14 protein-coding genes are annotated in these 16,909 nt (G+C 46.7%); all 14 read left to right on the top strand.

The window, feature by feature from the left end; translation table 11 throughout:
* Positions 1-88: 88 nt before the first annotated feature.
* A complete protein-coding gene (locus J2Z69_RS09760; protein WP_209861589.1) occupies positions 89-1,105 on the top strand; it encodes an NAD-dependent epimerase/dehydratase family protein in 1,017 nt (338 codons plus the stop codon).
* Complete coding sequence (locus J2Z69_RS09755; RefSeq protein WP_209861587.1) at positions 1,106-2,179, top strand: dihydrodipicolinate synthase family protein; 1,074 nt, start codon at positions 1,106-1,108, stop codon at positions 2,177-2,179.
* Positions 2,176-2,841 carry an L-serine ammonia-lyase, iron-sulfur-dependent subunit beta gene (sdaAB, locus tag J2Z69_RS09750; RefSeq protein WP_209861585.1) on the top strand — a complete coding sequence of 222 codons (666 nt, stop codon included), beginning with the start codon at positions 2,176-2,178 and terminating at the stop codon, positions 2,839-2,841. Before J2Z69_RS09755 ends, sdaAB begins: the two co-directional genes overlap by 4 nt.
* A gap of 52 nt (positions 2,842-2,893) precedes the next feature.
* Positions 2,894-3,823: an L-serine ammonia-lyase, iron-sulfur-dependent, subunit alpha gene (gene sdaAA / locus J2Z69_RS09745; protein WP_209861583.1), complete on the top strand. Its 930-nt coding sequence runs from the start codon at positions 2,894-2,896 to the stop codon at positions 3,821-3,823.
* Positions 3,820-5,877, top strand: a complete 2,058-nt coding sequence (locus J2Z69_RS09740; RefSeq protein ID WP_209861581.1) for an alginate lyase family protein — start codon at positions 3,820-3,822, stop codon at positions 5,875-5,877. Before sdaAA ends, J2Z69_RS09740 begins: the two co-directional genes overlap by 4 nt.
* Before the next feature lie 19 nt (positions 5,878-5,896).
* Positions 5,897-7,795, top strand: a complete 1,899-nt coding sequence (locus J2Z69_RS09735; RefSeq protein ID WP_209861579.1) for a family 20 glycosylhydrolase — start codon at positions 5,897-5,899, stop codon at positions 7,793-7,795.
* Positions 7,796-7,856: 61 nt separating this feature from the next.
* Positions 7,857-9,182, top strand: coding sequence for an ABC transporter substrate-binding protein (locus J2Z69_RS09730; protein ID WP_209861578.1), 1,326 nt, complete (start codon positions 7,857-7,859; stop codon positions 9,180-9,182).
* 125 nt (positions 9,183-9,307) lie between these two features.
* Positions 9,308-10,270: a carbohydrate ABC transporter permease gene (locus tag J2Z69_RS09725; RefSeq protein WP_209861577.1), complete on the top strand. Its 963-nt coding sequence runs from the start codon at positions 9,308-9,310 to the stop codon at positions 10,268-10,270.
* 30 nt (positions 10,271-10,300) lie between these two features.
* Positions 10,301-11,125, top strand: coding sequence for a carbohydrate ABC transporter permease (locus J2Z69_RS09720; RefSeq protein ID WP_209861576.1), 825 nt, complete (start codon positions 10,301-10,303; stop codon positions 11,123-11,125).
* A gap of 12 nt (positions 11,126-11,137) precedes the next feature.
* The gene (locus J2Z69_RS19425) at positions 11,138-12,136 is read left to right on the top strand and encodes a Gfo/Idh/MocA family protein (protein WP_209861575.1); all 999 of its coding nucleotides are present in this window, start codon (positions 11,138-11,140) and stop codon (positions 12,134-12,136) included.
* Between the two features lie 49 nt (positions 12,137-12,185).
* A complete protein-coding gene (locus J2Z69_RS09710; RefSeq protein WP_209861574.1) occupies positions 12,186-12,986 on the top strand; it encodes a sugar phosphate isomerase/epimerase family protein in 801 nt (266 codons plus the stop codon).
* A 30-nt stretch (positions 12,987-13,016) separates the two neighbouring features.
* Positions 13,017-14,345 carry a helix-turn-helix domain-containing protein gene (locus tag J2Z69_RS09705; RefSeq protein WP_245339238.1) on the top strand — a complete coding sequence of 443 codons (1,329 nt, stop codon included), beginning with the start codon at positions 13,017-13,019 and terminating at the stop codon, positions 14,343-14,345.
* Positions 14,338-15,582 (top strand): M20 metallopeptidase family protein, encoded by a 1,245-nt coding sequence (locus tag J2Z69_RS09700; RefSeq protein ID WP_209861572.1) that lies wholly within the window; start codon positions 14,338-14,340, stop codon positions 15,580-15,582. Before J2Z69_RS09705 ends, J2Z69_RS09700 begins: the two co-directional genes overlap by 8 nt.
* A gap of 24 nt (positions 15,583-15,606) precedes the next feature.
* Positions 15,607-16,896, top strand: coding sequence for a beta/alpha barrel domain-containing protein (locus J2Z69_RS09695; RefSeq protein WP_209861570.1), 1,290 nt, complete (start codon positions 15,607-15,609; stop codon positions 16,894-16,896).
* The last annotated feature ends 13 nt before the right edge of the window (positions 16,897-16,909 follow it).

Raw genomic sequence — 16,909 nt, 5'->3', positions numbered from 1 at the left:
AGGGACTATTTAAAGTCGTTGTCTTTTAATGCGGTCGCTCATATGATTTGTGGTAGGAAATACCATATTGACGATGAGGTGATAGCTTGTGAAATCTGTAACCGAATTGGAAGAAAAACTGAGTGAGCCATCCGCGGCATTGGCTGAAGATCTGCTTCAGCTGGATGGAGATATTCTGATTTTAGGGGTTGGTGGAAAAATGGGGCCTAGCTTGGCTAAATTGGCTAAGCGTGGGGCGGATGCCGCGGGAGTATCCAAAAAAATTATTGGCGTATCCCGGTTCTCCACAGGTTCTCTTCAGCAAGAGCTTGTAGATGCAGGTGTGGAGACGATCGCCGCTGATCTACTGAATGATGGTGCATTGCAAGCGCTACCCGAAGTGAAAAATGTCATCTACATGGCAGGACATAAATTTGGAACCACGGGCAGGGAATATTTTACGTGGGCGATGAATTCTTATCTACCCGGACGTGTTGCAGAGAAGTTCAAACAATCGAATATCGTCTCCTTTTCCTCAGGTAACATTTATCCACTTACCCCGATATCGCTGGGCGGGGCATCGGAAGAGAGCTCGGTTGGCCCCGTTGGAGAATATGCTCAATCCTGTCTTGGTCGAGAACGTATTTTCGAATATTTCTCACATCAATATGGAACGCCTGTCGTCAATTTTAGACTTAACTATGCCATTGATCTGCGTTATGGCATTCTCCTTGAGGTAGCCACAGCGGTCAAAGAAGGGCGACCTATAGATCTAGGTATGGGTCAAGTAAATGTGATCTGGCAAGGGGATGCGAATGAAATGGCGATTCGATCCTTGTTGATTGCTGATTCTCCAGCAGTAACGCTTAATATAACTGGTCCTGAAACCGTTTCCATTCGCTGGTTGGCAGAACGATTTGGAACTATTTTTGGAATAACGCCTCAGTTCATTGGAACAGAGCGGGATACTGCGCTATTAAATAACGCGTCCAAATCCCATCAGACGTTCGGCTATCCAAGAGTGTCCTTGCGTCAGATGATCGAATGGACTGCGGACTGGGTCAATCAAGGCGGAGAGACATTAGGAAAGCCTACTCACTTTCAGGAAAGAACGGGGGCATTCTAAATGGGGCAATCGGAGGCATGGAGTTCTGTTCTGCATTCACGTCTGGAGCGAGGTATGGTTATTCCAGCCCATCCGTTAGCACTGGATGCGAATCGCAAATTAGATGAACGTAGACAGCGGGCACTGACGAGGTATTATCTAGCTGCAGGCGCTGGAGGGCTAGCAGTAGCGGTGCACTCGACACAATTCGAAATCCGTAATCCCGGTGTGGACTTACTTGAACCCGTTCTTCGTCTGGCGGCAGAAGAGATCGACGCGGCCAAATTGGATCAACTACCGATTAAGATTGCGGGCATTTGCGGGCCAACCGATCAGGCATTACGCGAGGCGGAACTAGCTGTCAAATATGATTATGATTTAGGTCTTGTTAGTGCAGGAGGGCTTCAGGATTGGTCCGAAAGTCAATTGCTTAAGCGAGTCGAAGAGATTACGGCCATTATTCCGGTCTTTGGATTCTACTTACAGCCTGCGGTCGGCGGAAAAGCGCTTAGTTATTCGTTCTGGCGAGAACTAGCTGAGATTCCAGGTGTAAAAGCGATTAAGCTGGCTCCATTTAATCGTTACCAGTCGCTAGATGTGGTGCGTGCAGTATGCAGCAGTAGTAGAAGAGATGAAGTTGTCCTGTACACAGGAAATGATGATAACATTGTTCCGGATTTGCTAACGACCTATCAATTTGAAGTGGAAGGTCGTCAAGTAACGAAGCGTATTTCAGGAGGGTTATTAGGTCACTGGGCCGTGTGGACGCAGAAGGCAGTCCAGCTTTTGCAAGCTATCATTGAACAACGAGAACATGGTGGGGTTATTTCGGAATCATTATTGACCCAAGGAATTCAGATTACCGATGCAAACGCTGCCTTTTTTGATCCTGCACACGCTTTTCATGGCTGTATTCCAGGGATTCATGAGGTACTTCGTCGTCAAGGATTATTAGAAGGTCGATGGTGCTTAGATCCAAATGAAGAATTGTCGCCGGGCCAAAAAGAGGAGATTGATCGTGTCTATGAAGCATACCCTGAACTAAATGACGATGCCTTCATTGCAGCTCATCTGGACGCATGGCTTACGGCATGAAATTCAAATCGGTGTTCGATATCATTGGTCCAGCAATGATTGGGCCTTCCAGTTCGCATACAGCGGGAGCCGCAAGGATAGGCCGAATGGCTCGTGCTTTATTTGGCCGACAGCCAGCCCGTGCTGAATTTGTTCTATATGGTTCTTTTGCCACTACGTATAAAGGACATGGAACAGATGTAGCACTTGCAGGAGGCATTCTTTTATTTGATACATCGGATCCGCGAATCAAAGATGCCTTGACGATAGCCAAAGATGTGGGGATGGACATCGTCATTCACACGGAAGATGACCCAGAGCAACACCCCAACACAGTGCTGGTGAAGCTTCATGATGAGCAGGGAAGATTAGATGTAAAAGGAATTTCTATTGGTGGAGGCAAGATTGAAATTATTGAAATTGATAATTTTGAAGTGCAGATGCATGGGGATGCTCCCACGTTGCTCGTCTTTCATGAAGATCATTACGGAATGATTGCTTCCGTAGCGCAGTTGCTTGCGGATCAGTGCATTAATATCGGGAGCATGCACATGTCGCGTCAAGGCAAAGGGCAGTCGGCATTATTAATCATTGAGACTGATCAAGAGATGGACCCTTCCATTCTGGCTCACATTGAACAATTTGAACATGTTACGAGTGCACGGATTACGCCCCCTCTATAAGAGAGATGGAAAATAACAGCGGAGTACAGTGTGTAGAGGGAGGAGGCATGTGATGAGATTCAAGACGATTCAGCAATTGGTGGAGTTAGCCTTACAAGAGGAATTGCCAATCTCGGAAATTATGATCCAGGAAGAAATGTCCGTCTCAGACTGCACAAGAGAAGCAGTCATGGTTCGAATGGAAGAACATTTGAACACTATGGAACAAGCGGTGGAGCGTGGGCTGCATGAAGATATACAATCTCGCAGTGGGCTGACGGGAGGCCAAGGCAAACGTCTACATGGCTATATGCAGCGAGGCAACACCATATCAGGTACGGCCATGCTTGAGGCTGTAAGTAGAGCGATTGCAACCAATGAAGTGAATGCAGCTATGGGCACCATCGTCGCTACTCCAACGGCTGGCGCTTGCGGAGTCATCCCGGGATGTCTATTCGGTCTTGCTCCATCGCTTGGCGCAACCCGGGAACAGATGGTGCGGTTCTTGTTCACCTCAGGTGCGATTGGTTTTGTCATTGCGAATCAATCATTCATCTCAGGCGCCGCGGGTGGGTGTCAAGCCGAAGTCGGATCGGCTTCAGCTATGGCCGCTGCTGCTATCGTGGAGATGGCGGGGGGAACGCCAGAACAGTCCTCACATGCTGCAGCCATTGCACTCAAGAATACATTAGGTTTGGTATGTGATCCTGTGGCCGGCTTAGTAGAAGTGCCTTGTGTTATGCGTAATGCGATGGGTACAGCGAATGCTTATGTAGCTGCAGATTTAGCTTTGGCGGGGGTAGTCACTGTGATTCCAGCGGATGAAGTGGTATCCGCTATGTACCGCGTAGGTCAGGCGATGCCCAGCACATTAAAAGAAACCGCACTGGGTGGATTGGCGGACACTCCAACAGGTAGACAAATTAAAGAGCGCCTATTTGGCATAAATTCTCCCTCACCTAGGGCAGTAGGGAGTGAGCGAGAGGAGGATTCCACAGCATGAACGCACACATTAAGCATAGACCCAACACTTTTTTTTGGAATGAAGCAGATCGTGAGTTTATTGTCACTACAGCGCTTAAGCACTGGCCAGATGAAGTGAAAGAAGTACTACACCGTGCAGATCTGGCGCTTGAACTGACATTTATCTTCACCCATCGCTGGGATATGGAACGTTGCACAGATCCCGTAACCTTTGTTAATACAGTAGATTGGAATTATCGACACAATGAGGACCTAGAATGGCTTGTCATGTTAAATCGAGCGCGTTATATGGGTGAGCTGGGGCAGGCCTATTGGCTGACAGGTGATGAGAGTTATGCGGCGGGATATATTCGGCTGATGAAAGATTGGATTCAGAGTAATGCACTTACAGAAGAGGAACTAGAGTCTAGTGCTACTCGTGCTTTTAACGTCAAGGATACATGGAGGAAGCTTGATAGCGGCATCCGAATCACGCACTGGCTTAAAGGATATTACTGCATAAGGTCGTCGGAGGCATGGGGGGAAGAGGAGGAGCAGTTATTCCGCTCTAGCGTGCAACTTCACGGAGTATATCTTAGCCGCGCATACACAGTGCATGATGCACAAAGTAACTGGGGGTATTTAGAGACGAATGGTTTATTGCAGTTAGCCTTACTGTTTTCTGATCTGGAACAATCGCAAGCTTGGCTTAAGACGGCTATAGCACGCCTGACTGATATGGCGAAGATCCAAGTCTTCCCTGATGGGATGCATAATGAACAATGCACAATGTATCACCATGAAGTGCTCCATTGCTTATTCGAATCTTTAGCTCTATGCCAACGCAATCACATGGATCTACCTGCGGAGGTGGCTGATACATTGAACCGTATGTATTCTGCAACGCTTGCCTTTATTCAGCCTAATGGGACGCAGCCTATGCTGGGGGATAGCGATGGCACGGATGTTAGAGATGTTCTTGCGCGAGGTGCCGTACTGTTCCAGCGTGGAGATCTGAAGAGTCAGGCGTATCCAACCCTTGATTATGATGGACTGTGGTACTTCGGTGCTACGGGATGGCGGAATTATGATGAACTACCAGCTATAGCTCCTGCCGTAGCTTCCATTTACTTAGAAGATAGTGGTTACGCTTTCATGCGTAGTGACTGGTCTTCGGATGCCAAATACTTACTCTTCGATGCAGGGCATATGGATGTGATTCGTGCTCATGGTCATGATGATGTCCTGCACATTAGTCTTAGTGCATACGGTCAGGAATTTCTAATTGATCCTGGAAGATACACTTACATGGAGAATGAAATGAGACACTACTTCAAAACTTCTTGGCAGCATAACACGTTGCATGTAGACAGGAAGGCTATGTCTAATTACGTGGATTCTTGGAATTGGAAGGATGAAGCCAATCCCATAGGTGCCTTCTGGCGCAGTCATGTCAGCTATGACTATGCAGAGGCTTCGCATGATGGCTATTGGAAGCTAGAGAGCCCCGTTCAAGTCAAACGACAAATTGTATTTGTGAAACCAAGTTATTGGATTGTGATTGATACATGCTTGTCCAAGGATGCGCATCATTATGAACTACCTTTGCATTTTGCTGAAGGTTTAACGCTGACTGAGAACCAAGATCGGCATGAGCTCATCGCCACGTCCGAGAAGGCATCGATTTGTGACCCTTCCCTAAGAATTTTTAGTCTTAGACCGGTCGGTATGGCATTTGAGCCTTCTTGGGTGTCACGCCATTACAATGAGAAATCTCCTGCTGTAAAGGCGGTCCTCAGTCAGAGCGGACGGGGAATAACGCAGTTCATTACTTTGCTGTATCCGGAACGTCCAAATGAACATACGAAGCTTTATTTTAAGGAGACCTCTTGTCTAGATAGTTATGGAAAAGAAGTGACGTCTGACAAAGCTACTGTAATTGAGATTCAGCATGGAGTCGTTACGGATACCCTCTTGCTGTCCCATCAAGGCCCAAAAGGATATCAATTTGCGGGTGTACATCGAAGTGGAACCGTATTGTTAGCGAGACAAGATGTTGGAAAGAAATCAGAGAGCTGGACTCTTAAAATCTGAAAGGAGGCGAGGGAGCCACGTGATAGCTATTCAATTTATAGGAGATGTTGAAGGATTGATTGAAGGAATAGGCCTGCTCGAACAGCGGCTTGAATTCGAACAGACCGATCAAGGGCAAGAAGTCCAAGTCATTTATGTAAAAGAGGACTTGGTGGAAGTATCTGTAGGTTCTGAAGATCAGCGCCATGTCATACGATACGGAGGCAAGCGGGTTCATTTCTTCCGAGGACTAGGATTGCTTATTCAACACATTAAAGAAGGAATAACAAGGCGTACATTAACGGAGACCCCTCAGTTCCGCACCTTAGGGTGCATGTTGGATGTATCCCGAAATGCCGTTCTTACAAAGGAAAGTGTAGAACAATTTCTAGAAATGACAGCTATTATGGGTTTTGATACGTTCATGTTATATACCGAAGACACGTATACCATAGAGAGCCAACCTTATTTTGGCTATATGAGGGGCAGATATAGCGAAGATGAGATTAAGGGTTTCGATGATTATGCAGATAAGCTAGGCATTGAACTCATCCCTTGCATCCAGACGCTGGCTCACCTAGCCACCTTCCTCCGCTGGGACACGGCTTCTACGCTCAAAGATACCGCAGATGTACTTATTATCGGTGAAGAACCCACCTATGCATGGATTCGGCAGATGATTGAAGCGGCCCAGCGGCCCGTGCGCAGCCGAAGAATTCATATCGGTATGGATGAAGCCCACGGTCTTGGGCTAGGTCGCTACTTGGAGAATTACGGATATCAGAATCGATTTGAACTCATGAATCGGCATTTACAGCAAGTATTAAATATTACTGAATCATTGGGACTGAAGCCTATTATCTGGAGTGATATGTATTTTAGGTTAGGGTCTACAACGGGTGAATACTACGACCTCGAAGGGGCTATCCCTCCCGAAGTTGCTGCGCATATTCCTGAAGGAGTTCAGCTCGTCTATTGGGATTACTACCATGAAGATGAGGCCTTCTACGAAGATTACTTGGATCGGCATGATGAACTCGCACCTGGAACTATTTTTGCTGGAGGCGTATGGACCTTTGCAGGAATTGCCCCGCACTATACCAAGTCTTTTTTAAGTACGCATGCAGCCCTAAATTCATGTAAGAAGAAGGGCGTGCAGGAAGTATTAGCTACGATTTGGCTGGATGATGGTGCAGAGACGCCCATGATTACGGCTCTTCCGGGGTTACAGCTTTTTGCAGAACATGCCTATCATGCTGAGATGCAAGATGATCAACTGGCACAACGTTTTCAGACCTGTACGGGTGGGGATTGGGATGCTTTCTTAACGCTAGGACGATTGGATTGTCCACCAGGTGCGAATCCGCACCGATTAGAGCCGGATAATCCATCTAAATATATATTGTGGTCGGACCCTTTCATTGGATTATTTGATCATCAATTAGACGTCCCCGCATTGCCTGAGTATTATCAGCAGCTAGCATCAGAAGCACAGTCCATAGCTAAAGAAGGAACGTGGTCATCGTTGCTATCGTTCTATCAACAGCTGGCCTTAGTACTCTCCATCAAGGCAGGACTTGGACTTCATATACAGCAAAGTTACAGGGAGGGGAAGCGCATGCAATTAGAGGAGGTGGAGCAGAAGGCCTTACCACTATTAACGCAAGCTGTGGAAGAACTTCGAATTCGCCACCGATCGTTATGGCATACCTGGTATAGACCTTTTGGTTGGGAGGTATTAGACCTGAGATATGGCGGGCTACTCTCTCGCATCGAGACCAGCATGTATCGTCTACAGTCTTTTTTGAAGGGCGATATAGATACGTTGGAAGAGTTAGAAGAAGAAAGATTGAAATACTGGACGCTAACTAAAGAAGGACACTCATTACTTGGACGTAATAACGAATATAAGAGAATTGTAACTGCACATCTCATTTGATGTGGTGTTGTCCACAGTAATTAAGGGAATGGATCGATCGATTATTTTAAGGGGGATGTTCATGAACAATCAGGCATTCAAAAGATGTGCAGGGCTTATATCGGCAGTACTGCTGACCTCTGTTGTACTGTCCGCGTGTAACAGTGGCAATAAAAACTCAGATGACAAGGTTGAGTTAAGACTTGGCTATTATTCATCTGCTCAAACCGACGCAAAAATGCAGGAACTTGTCAAAAAATTCGAATCCACTCATCCAAACATCAAGGTGAAACCAGAATCCTCTCCTTACGGACAATTCTTCCAGAAGTTAGATACTCAAATTGCGGCAGGTAATGCACCCGATGTCTGGTTGTCCGATGGTGTGCTAGTTCCTAAATATGCAGAACGTGGTGCACTCAAAGATCTAACCGCTTCGATTAGCAAAGACTTGAAGCATGATGATTACTACGGTCTGGATTTCAATAAAGATAAGAACGGAAAATATTGGGGAGTACCTCAAGGGATTCAGATTGGAGTGCTGTATTACAACAAAGATATGTTCGATGCCGCCAAAGTTGCTTACCCTACAGATAGTTGGACCTACGATGATCTTAAGGCGGCGGCCGCCAAATTGACATTGGATGCCAATGGGAAATATGCCTCAGATGCGGCATTTGACGGAAAAAAAGTGAAGCAATATGGCCTTACTTTCTTTAGTGTCACAGAGGGCTGGATGCCCGTTATCAAAGCGTTCGGCGGCGATGTACTCGATGCTAGTCTAACAAAATCCACTGTTCAATCACCCGAGAATAAGAAAGCGCTAGACTGGATTGTGGATGGAATGAAGCGTCATTTGCTTCCTACTCCTGCGGATTTAAAGAGCTTCCAAAGTAATATGGCTCCTTTTCCAAGTAAAGCTGCGGCGATGAGAATCGGGATCTACGCACGGACCATTGATGCCAACAACGCAGGACTGAATTATGACGTTACCGTGCTTCCGAAGGGTCCAGATGGCAAACGATTCTCCCCGGTTATCGCGAACTCTTGGGTGATTAACAAGAAGTCTGAAGGGAAGTTAGGCGATGCCGCTTGGGAATGGGTGAAGTACTGGGCAACAGATGCTGAAGCTCAGAAAGAATGGGCTTCTCTGGGTGAAGCTGTACCCGTGAAGAAATCCGTGGCTAATTCCGCAGATTTTCTCAACGGCAAACCTGCGAATAAGAAAGCATTCCTTGATAGCTTTGCATTTGCTGGAACGCTGGATGTCAATGCGGTATGGAGCGAGTGGGTGGGTAAATTCAACGATAATATCAACCGAGCTTTTAATGGCGAGACAACGGTAGATGCCGCCATTGCTGGAGCCAACAAAGAAGTTCAAGAGGTGCTAGACGGTTTCTATAAAAAATAAAAAAGTCCACATACCGGTTAGTCCTGCTTCCTTCCCGGGCAGGACTTAAGGTGTTCGTAAAGTAAAGCGCATAATTAACGACATGACGAATCTAACTATTCAAATGAAGAAGGTGAACAGCAATCATGGAACCCGCCGATGTGATCCATCCTTCCCCAAGCTCCAAAACGGCACGGCCAGTGCGCCGAAAGAAATTGCGTAGTTCAGATGGGAAATGGGGTCTGCTTATGGTTACCCCCTATCTTATTCATTTTGTGGTGTTTGTATTAGGGTCACTCTTGGCCTCGCTTTATTACAGCTTCTCAGAATATGACATTCTGAATCCCCCCAAATGGGCAGGATTACAAAATTACGAGAAGCTGTTTCATGAACCAATATTTTGGAAATCCCTAGGAAATACGCTTTATTTCGCCGTATTGTTCGTTCCTCTTCAGACGGTATTTGCCTTAATGCTGGCGACTGCGCTCAATCAGCGATTAAAGGGACTGAAATTATTCCGCTTAGCTCATTTCTTGCCTGTCATTTCCTCATGGACCGTAATTTTGTATGTAGCGGATGCGTTCTTTAATATAAGATTTGGTCTTGCAAATGCTTTTTTGGTCAAATTAGGCCTGGACCCACAGCGTTGGCTGCAAGATGAGAGGCTTGTGATTCCTTTACTAGTCTTGATTGCCATCTGGAAAGGGATTGGCTATATTATGGTGATTTTTCTAGCAGGACTGCAAAATGTTCCCTCCGATGTCTATGAAGCGGCTCAGATTGATGGTGCAGGAACATGGAGGAAATTTATCAATATCACGGTTCCACTGATTTCTGGTACAACGTTCCTTGTGGTCGTACTGAGTACGATCTCAACGTTCCAAGCCTTTGAACAGATTTATGTGATGACAGGAGGGGCTCTGGATGCCACAGCGGCTGGAGGTCCTAACAATTCAAGTCTTGTCCTGATGATCTACTTGTACCGAGAAGGATTTTCCTTTTTACGTATGGGCTATGCTTCAGCAATTGCTTGGGTATTATTCATTATTTTATTCGTGCTTACTGTCATCCAAGTCCGTCTGCAGAAGAAATGGGTGCACTATGAATAGCGTAGAGGCTGTCAGAGAGGAGGGAATTCCATGGGCCGGATAAGATTTCGCAGTATGCTTAGTTATTTCGTTATTATCGTAAGCTCGTTGATCATGTTGGTGCCGTTCCTTACGACGTTATTTAACTCTTTGAAGACCTACGTTCAGTACACGGCTGTCCCTCCCCAGTGGTTCCCGACGCCCATTCAATGGAGCAATTATAGTGAAGTCTGGAAAATGGGCCCGTTTGCCCAGTACACCTGGAATAGTGCAATTGTTACGCTCGTATCTGTAGTGGGTGCACTGCTATCTTGCTCGATGGTGGCTTACGCTTTTGCTAGAATCCAGTTTCCGTTTCGAAATACGTTATTTATGGTTGTGCTCGGAACGATGATGATTCCGCCTGTAGTCCTTATCATCCCTCAATTTGTTATCTTCAAAAATTTATCGATGCTCGATACTTTAACGCCGCTGTGGATTTTAGAGTGGCTGGCTCAGCCTTTCGGCATTTTTTTAATGCGGCAGGCCTTCCTAGCCATTCCCAAGGATTATGAAGAGTCTGCCAAGCTGGATGGTTGCAATCCATTCGAGATTTATTGGCGCATCTTCATTCCGATGTGCAAACCTACGTTTGCAACGCTTGCGGTATTCACGTTCATGACGAAATGGAATGAGATCCTATCGCCAGCTATTTTCCTTACATCCAAAGAGAATTTCACGTTGCCGATCGGGATTTTATCTATGACTGGTCAGTGGTCTGGTAATGAACAGTACATGGTGGCCGCAGCTTTAATGAGCTTAGTTCCTATATTGCTAGTCTTTCTCTTTGCAGAGAAATATTTCGTTCAGGGCAGTAATTCGGCAGGGATCAAATAAGGAGGGGATGGGGTGTCCCAAGCTACAAGCTATCGGGTGGCCTTAATTGGTGGAGGCATAATCGCCAAAAATCATCTGGACGCAATACAAGTTCATCCTGAGTTACAAGCCGTAGCTATAGCAGATATCGATCGGAGCAAGGCGGAAGTATGGGCTGAAGCGTATGATCTACAGGCCTTTACGAATTATCAGGAAATGATCGAAACGGAGCGACCTGATATTGCAGTGATTGCGTTGCCTCACTTTTTGCATAAAGAATGTGCAGTATGGTGTGCAGGAAAGGGCTGTCATATTTTACTAGAAAAACCGATGGCGCTCACGCTGGAGCAATGTAATGAGATTTTGGCTGCGGCGACTGAGGCTAAGGTTACACTGCTCGTAGGGCATACGCAGCATTATTGGCCAGCGAACTTACAGGCGAAGAAGCTTATTGAGAGCGGTAGACTGGGCCCCCTGATTGCTATACAGGATACGAGGCACCTTCCCTATTTCAGTGAGGAACGCCCGCGATGGTTCCTTGAGAAGGCTAAATCGGGCGGAGGCATTCTTATGAACCTTGGTGCTCATTCCATCGATAAAATTCAATTTCTGACTTCTAGCCGTGTGGACCGTATATCGGCATCGATGACAAAGTATGGATCAATCGGGGATGTAGAGGGAAGTAGTGTTCTTTTTTTAACCACGTCAACAGGAGTCGCGGCTACGATTGTACAGTCTGGTTATCTGGGAAAGCCCTTGGATCTTACGGAGCTAATCTTCACAGGGGGAAGAGCAAGATTGATCTCTAGTGCAGGCTTATGGGTAAGCGAAGGGCAGGAATTTGAAATCGAATCTCTGGATGCTCTGGAAGACCCATTTATACGAATGTATCAAGATCTTGTGCAGGAGATCGAAGAAAAAAAGCCTCCTGGAAGTTCAGGAATGTACGCAAGGTCTGTCATCGCAGCCATTGAAGCGGCGTATCTGTCCCATGACGAAGGAGCTGAGCGGAAGATTGACCCCTTTAAATAAAAGACTCTGGCGTTATTGTATTTGTTCTACTGGTCATAAGGAGTGGACTTTGCAGCAATATATAGCTGCGGCTACCGCTGCTGAATTAGATGGTATTGAGCTGTGGCTTGGGCATCTTGAGATGGCAGTAGAACATGGGCACAGCCGTGAAGAGATCGCTGATCAACTAAAAAAAGCAAACTTAACGGTTCCTGCAATTGCTACCTATGCTAGATTCGACGCTAAAATCGAAGGTTTAGCACGAGATAGCGATGTAGATAGCGATCTAGCTATCATTCATGAGGCAGCCTCTTGGGCCACAGCTTTAGGCAGCGAGCGAGTGCGGACGTTCGCGGGTCAGCGTCCCTCTCAAGAATATGCACCGGAAGAACGGGTGCTAATTGCCACAGGATTACAGCTGGCCGCAGAGATTTGTGCTACGCATCAGGTGAAGCTAGCTGTAGAGATTCATAATCATACGATGGCAGACCGTGCACATAGCCTTCAGGAAATGCTGGAGATGTCTGGGCATCCCGCCATTGAATTGATCTATGATCCCTTTAATTTATATGTAGACCAAGTGGATCGATTGTCGATTTTAGAATCTTATTACGAACGGATAGGGCATGTTCATTTCAAAAATTATACATGGAATCGGGAGAATTGGAGTGCGAGTATACCGACTTCGATTCTGGCAGGGGATTGCGATCACTTGGAGATCGTAGATGCACTTGAGCGGCTGGGCTATAAGGGATCGATTTCACTGGAATATTTTGGAGAGCGGAGTGTTGAACTTGCGGCGCATTCAGCTCAAGAGATTGAAGCCTACTTGATACAGAGCAGGGGGCCACATGCCGCAAAAGACCAGTAGACCAAACTGGCGGAGGTGTTGAGCTTGCCCATGAACACAAAGATTGCTGTAATTGGCCCTCAAGATCTGGTGCATGCCGTAATGACATTCGGTTCCCAGTTCGAGCAATTCTCGATGATTCCCGGCGTGTATATTCATGAGCGGGATACTCTTCCTCTTGTGATTGAACTAAAAAGCCAAGTGGACATCATGGTTTTTACAGGTCCCATTCCCTATCAATTCGCCTTGGAAGTCGTTCGAGACAAACCTATGGTCTATATCCATTATTCGGGGACGGCGCTATACAAAGTTTTATTCGATTGTCTACGGGACGAGGTCATGCATTTTGATCGAAAGCTACGAATTAGCGTGGATGTGTTGGAGCGGGAAGCTGTGATAGAACGGCTTAAGGAGATTGGAATCGTGCAGTATGAGTTGTTCATTCAGAAGTATGACGTCGGGATGGAGACGGACGAACTGGTCGCATTTCATCAGAATCTTTGGCAGCAAGGAAAAGTAGACGCTACGGTGACATGTATTACTTCGGTCTATAACCGCCTGCAAAAGTTGGGTTTACCCGTGTACCGCGTGGTCCCCACTGGATCGGCCATACGGGACGGGTTGAATCGTGCATTATTAGAACGTAAAAGCCTTTCTTTCAGCAGTTCTCAGATCGCGGTAGGAATTATTAATATAGATAACTTTTTGCAGCTTACTAAGGAAGCTTCTTCCGAATATGAGATTCAGCGTAAAAAGCTAATCCTCCAGCAAATCTTGCTAGATTTTGGGGAAGAGACTCAGTCATTAATTAAATGGAGCGATGGCGATGAAGTGTCCTTCATTACAACCCGCGGCATTATCGAACAGACAACACGTAGTTTTCAGGAAGCGCCCTTGCTGTTTGAGATTATGGAGAAATTGCAGTGGAATGCAAGTGTGGGCATTGGCATTGGTCGGACCGCGAACGAAGCGGAGGGGAAGGCGAGAGAAGCTTTACTTAAAGCCAAGCTTAGTGGTGGAGGCAACTGCTTTTTGATTATGCAAGATGGATTAGTGTTTGGGCCTTTGGGTTCGGAACTCACCTTGGAATACTCGGTACGAAGCGAAGATCCTTATCTACTCTCGATAGCTAAAAAAGTGGGACTGAGTGTAGGGACGATCAACAAGTTGCAGTCCTTTTGCAGAAGATTAGGGACGACAACGTTCACGGCATCACAGCTTGCAGAAGGTTTTGGAATTACCCTGCGAAGCGCACGGCGGATTATGGCGGTATTGGAAAAATTCGATGTGGCCCAAATTGTAGGCGAGGAGCAACCCGCTGGAAGGGGCCGACCTAGACAAATCTATCATCTAACTATAGAAGGAGTTAGCCATGACTAATGATCGCATTTGGAACTTGGCCCAGACCTTAGCTGAGGATTTGCAACACATTCGGCGGCATCTGCATCAATATCCTGAACTTGGTTTTGAAGAATTTATCACTTCCGCTTATGTGGCTGAAGAGCTAACCCGGATAGGCTTAGAAGTACAGACAGGGATTGCGGGAACAGGAGTAGTCGCCATACTGAAGGGTGGCCAACCAGGGCCCGTCATCGCGATAAGAGCGGATATGGATGCACTTCCACTAGATGAACAGACTGCGCTTGATTTTCAGTCTTTGCACGAAGGGAAAATGCATGCGTGTGGACATGATGGGCATATGGCTATGGCTCTAGGTGCTGCAAACATATTAAGCACCATGCGTGAAGAGCTTTCAGGAACAGTAAAGTTTATTTTTCAGCCCGCGGAGGAAATGCTGGGCGGTGCTCGGCATATGATTACAGCAGGGGTACTTGAGAATCCGAAGGTCGAGGCTATTGTTGGACTGCATGTATGGCCTGACCTGGCCGTAGGACAGTTTGGTGTGCGGTCAGGAACGATCATGGCAAGTATGGATCCCGTAGATATCACGATCATCGGTCAAGCTGGACACGGTGCAGCTCCTCATCAAGGTGTAGATGCCGTGCTCATCTCTGCCCACGTTATGACGGCGCTCCAATCGTTAATCAGCCGGGAAAGTGATCCTTCGGAACCTGTCGTTCTTAGCATGGGTTCTATACATGGAGGAACACTTCCTAATATTATCGCGGACCGTGTGGAACTCAAAGGAACCGTTCGCTCTGTCCATGCCATAACTCGCGAGCGCATGGCTCTTCGCATTCAAGCTCTAGCTGAGCATGTGGCAGAAGGCATGAATGCTAAGGCAGAAGTGAATTACACTTTCGGCTATCCTCCAACCGTGAACAATATCGAATTGAATACGCTGGCTGAAGAGACTATTGAATCAATCTGGGGCATACCTGCGGTAGTCGAGCTGAAGCATTCACAGATGACGAGCGAAGATATGGCCTACTACCTAGAGCAAATTCCTGGCGTGTTCGTTCTTGTGGGAGCAGGTCATCCTCATGAAATGAATTTCCCTCTGCATCATCCCAAACTAAATATCGATGAGAAGGCTTTAATCTATGGGGCTACTTTTCTTACGGCTTTTGCCATAAGCGCCCTAGATCGCATAGGAGCACAAAATAATCAAGAGACAATCCATCCTGAAGAGGATGAAGTACGAATCGATTCATGATTACGGACAGGGGGTTGACGTACAATGATGGGCCCTATTCTTCCGGCACACCCACTCGTTGCCAAAGATGTACTGCTGGAAATTGCAAAAGATTACGATCGCTTCAAAGGTGGACTTCCTGTGCAGGTGGAACAGTTCATTTTAGACAAGTATGGGGTGGATGTGTCTTCTAGATACGGGACCACTTGGATCAAGAACCCATTCGGTAAAGCTTCAGGTCAATTATCAGTCAATGTGGATCAAGTCAAGGCGGATGTGGATGCAGGACTCGGGTTCATCGTACTGAAGACCGTAATTGCAGAAGATGAGACAGGACAACGTTCAATGAAGGAATGGGCAGTTAAAGAAACGCGCATGATTGTCTCACAGATTACAGGGAAAGAAGACGGCGAACTAGGCTGGAATGTGACCTGGAAGGGCAGAGGTTGGTATGGCACGCTAGAATCGTATATTCATTTCTTCACTGCAGCTCTGCGATCAGGTCAAGATCACAATACACTCATTGTTCCTTCATGCAAGTATCACTTACCAGGGGAAGACGAGTCGTGTTTTCATACCAAGGAATACGATTTTACGACGCGTGCTTTATACCGTGCTTGGCGGGATGGAGGGAAGACCTGCCCTCTTCAGATGGAAAAAGATTTTAGTCCTACCCTCGCAGGCTCCGATATGGCCAAGCAAAAATATACTGTGCTTCGCTGGCTAAGGCGAGTCCCAGAACTCATCAAACGTGCACTTCCCGATGGGGAAATTCAGCTAGGGATCAAATTAATGAATTCTATCTTTGATGATAGATTTCAGCTTCAGTCTTTCCGCGCTCTTCTAGATGAAGGGGTGGCTAGACCGGACTATGTAATCTATGCTAACCGTTTGTATGACGCTCGGACTCCATTTTTAGGTAAACAAGGGGCCGCGTATGGAGGCCCTGACCTTAGTACAAGAAATCTCAGAATATTGACGGCACTACGCCGGATTGAAGCGCAGGGGAAATTGAGCGAACCTGTGCCCCCTCTATCTGGAACAGGTAACATTCACTCTGGCAAAATGGCCGTTGAATATGCCCTACGGGGTGCAGAAAGTCTGCAAATGCATACTATATTTCAGCGGCCGAACTCGGCATTTGGAATGCATAGCGGGTCCAAGACAGAACGGGCTTTGCATGAACTTTTTTTCCATCCCACCTTAGGTCTAATAGCTTGGATGCTCCATCTGAAAGAAACAGAGGAACTTCACTGTAATCAAGGCATCATTAGATTCAGTGATGCGGCAGCTTGGCACCGAGAGCGAGGAAGGGAATATTTTCAGTATATCTAAGAGCGATGAAAGG

This window comes from Paenibacillus shirakamiensis, assembly GCF_017874255.1.
GTDB lineage: Bacteria > Bacillota > Bacilli > Paenibacillales > Paenibacillaceae > Fontibacillus > Fontibacillus shirakamiensis.
This window is presented reverse-complemented; position numbering and strand designations above follow the sequence as displayed.

Bases quoted from the DNA above. Each gene is read 5' to 3' on its own strand.
- J2Z69_RS09755 (WP_209861587.1), top strand. From the start codon at position 1,106: ATGGGGCAATCGGAGGCATGGAGTTCTGTTCTGCATTCACGTCTGGAG.
- sdaAB (WP_209861585.1), top strand. From the start codon at position 2,176: ATGAAATTCAAATCGGTGTTCGATATCATTGGTCCAGCAATGATTGGG.
- sdaAA (WP_209861583.1), top strand. From the start codon at position 2,894: ATGAGATTCAAGACGATTCAGCAATTGGTGGAGTTAGCCTTACAAGAG.
- J2Z69_RS09740 (WP_209861581.1), top strand. From the start codon at position 3,820: ATGAACGCACACATTAAGCATAGACCCAACACTTTTTTTTGGAATGAA.
- J2Z69_RS09730 (WP_209861578.1), top strand. From the start codon at position 7,857: ATGAACAATCAGGCATTCAAAAGATGTGCAGGGCTTATATCGGCAGTA.
- J2Z69_RS09725 (WP_209861577.1), top strand. From the start codon at position 9,308: ATGGAACCCGCCGATGTGATCCATCCTTCCCCAAGCTCCAAAACGGCA.
- J2Z69_RS09720 (WP_209861576.1), top strand. From the start codon at position 10,301: ATGGGCCGGATAAGATTTCGCAGTATGCTTAGTTATTTCGTTATTATC.
- J2Z69_RS09705 (WP_245339238.1), top strand. From the start codon at position 13,017: ATGAACACAAAGATTGCTGTAATTGGCCCTCAAGATCTGGTGCATGCC.
- J2Z69_RS09700 (WP_209861572.1), top strand. From the start codon at position 14,338: ATGACTAATGATCGCATTTGGAACTTGGCCCAGACCTTAGCTGAGGAT.
- J2Z69_RS09695 (WP_209861570.1), top strand. From the start codon at position 15,607: ATGATGGGCCCTATTCTTCCGGCACACCCACTCGTTGCCAAAGATGTA.